This is a genomic window from Neisseria sp. P0021.S006 (assembly GCF_051956895.1).
In genome coordinates this window covers 1-2,266 of the sequence record NZ_JBQCWZ010000151.1, presented here as the reverse complement: position 1 = coordinate 2,266, position 2,266 = coordinate 1, and the positions used below count along the sequence as shown (strand labels likewise).

Genomic DNA, 2,266 nt, shown 5'->3' with positions numbered 1-2,266 from the left:
CTAGTATATACAGCCTAAACACAATACAAATTAAGCAATACCGGCCATATGCCGGATACGTTTACTTCCTTGTTACTCTCATCAATATCTAAAGAAAATATCATGACAATCGAAAAAGCAATGCGCACCCCCAATGCGCAATTTGAATTACGACATTTAGAGCAATTACAACCTTCCGTCTTTGAACAAGTAACGATAGGAACGTCGGAAGATGACGTTTATTATGTAACCCTCAGTGACGATACAATCATTGAAAACCCAAATGGTGGCGATGATACGGTTTGCAGCAACGTCAGCTATACCCTTCCAAACCACGTTAAAAACCTTGTTTTGACCGGTACAGCCAACATTTTCGGTGCCGGCAACAACAGCAACAACATCCTCATCGGCAATGAAGGCCGCAACCGCCTCAACAGCGGGCGCGGTGACGACATCGTTTACGGCGGCGGTGGCAACGATGTCATCAATGGGGGCGAAGGCAACGACCTTCTTTTCGGCGAAACAGGCAATGACATCCTCAACGGCGAAGCAGGCAACGATGTGCTTGAAGGTGGCGAAGGCGACGATACCTACCTTTTCTCTGCCAAAAACGAGCAAGACACCATCATCGACAATCAAGGCCACAACAGCATCCGCTTTCATACCGATCTAAGCCTTAACGATTTAACCGTTGAAGTCCAAAACAACGAAACCGGTGGTAAAGACTGGCTGATTGCCGTAAAAAACAGCAACGCCGTTTTAACCATCAAAAACCAATACACTCAAAACGGTACAACACCGGCAGTCTCCCACTTCATCATTGGCACTCAAAAACTGGATGTAAACAACTTTGCCAAATATTTCGATATTTCCCTGGCTGAGCATACCGAAATCGGTCAGACCATCGATGGCAGCGACGACAATGACTACCTGATCGGCACATCCGGCGATGATATGATCGACGGCAAAGCCGATGCCGACATTATGGAAGGTGGGGACGGCAATGACACTTACTACGTTGATGATGTAAAAGACGTGGTGATTGAACAGGCTGGCGGTGGCGAAGATACCGTATTCAGCAGCATTTCTCATACTGCCGCTACTCACGTCGAAAATGTTACCTTGACCGGCTCGGCCAATATTTTTGCCGCCGGCAACAACAGCAATAACATCCTGACCGGTAACGAAGGCCGCAACCGCCTCAATAGCGGACGTGGTGATGATACCGTTTACGGCATGGGTGGCAACGATAACCTCAACGGCGGCGACGGCAACGATTATCTGGATGGCGGCGACGGCAACGATGTCATCAACGGTGATGCAGGCGACGACATTTTAGTGGGCGGCAACGGTAAAGACATTCTGAAAGGCGGAGCCGGAAACGATACCTATATCTACGGCGACAACGATACCATTATCGACAACCAAGGCATCAATACCCTCAAGTTTTCAGACGGCCTGAACAATGCCAAGCTCAACCTGAAGACCATTCATAACAATGATGGCAGCCAAAGCTGGGAAATTACTTCAGAACAAGGTTCAGCCTTGATTCAAAACCAAATCGGTGCGGATGGCAGCATTTCCATCGACCGCTTCCAGTTTAACGACCAAACTTACACTGCCACTCAGTTCCAACAAGCCTTTCAACCTGTGAAAGCTGAAACCATTAAATTTGCCGGTACTGACGGCGATGACACTTTGCATGGTAATGCAGCCAACAATGAAATCGACGGCGGCAACGACGGCCATGACACCCTCTATGGCCACGACGGCGATGACATCTTGCGCGAACACAGTGCAACCTATTACAGCACTGAGCCAGATTCCGACGATAAACTCTACGGCGGCAACGGTAACGACAAACTCTATGCCCATGTAGGTGCCGACCTGCTTGACGGCGGCGCAGGCAATGATTACATGGAAGGCGGCGAACACAACGATACCTATGTTTTCGGCAAAGGTTACGGTCACGACACCATTTTTGACTTCAACTTCGGTTTTGATAGCAAAGCAAGCCTACACAGACTCAACGCCAACGTCGTGAAATTTACCGGCGGCATTACCCTTGACGACCTCGAAATTACCATTGAAAAAGGTTACGACAAAACCAGTATTATCAACATGCCTGACAGCTCTCAATTTGTGACCAATCCCCTGCTGGATGGTGATACTTGGCATATCCGCATTAAAGGCACAGACGATGTTTTAACCATCAAAAACCAAAGCGGTATTTATGGTGCAATTTCCGAGTTTCAGTTTGACGGCAATACCTCATACAGCATGGGCG

General features: G+C 48.2%; 1 protein-coding gene. It reads left to right on the top strand.

The genetic code is table 11. The features are described from left to right. Nucleotides 1–102 precede the first annotated feature (102 nt). Nucleotides 103–2,266: calcium-binding protein (locus tag ACTHUM_RS11790; RefSeq protein ID WP_440402949.1), on the top strand; the 2,164-nt coding region annotated here is incomplete at its 3' end.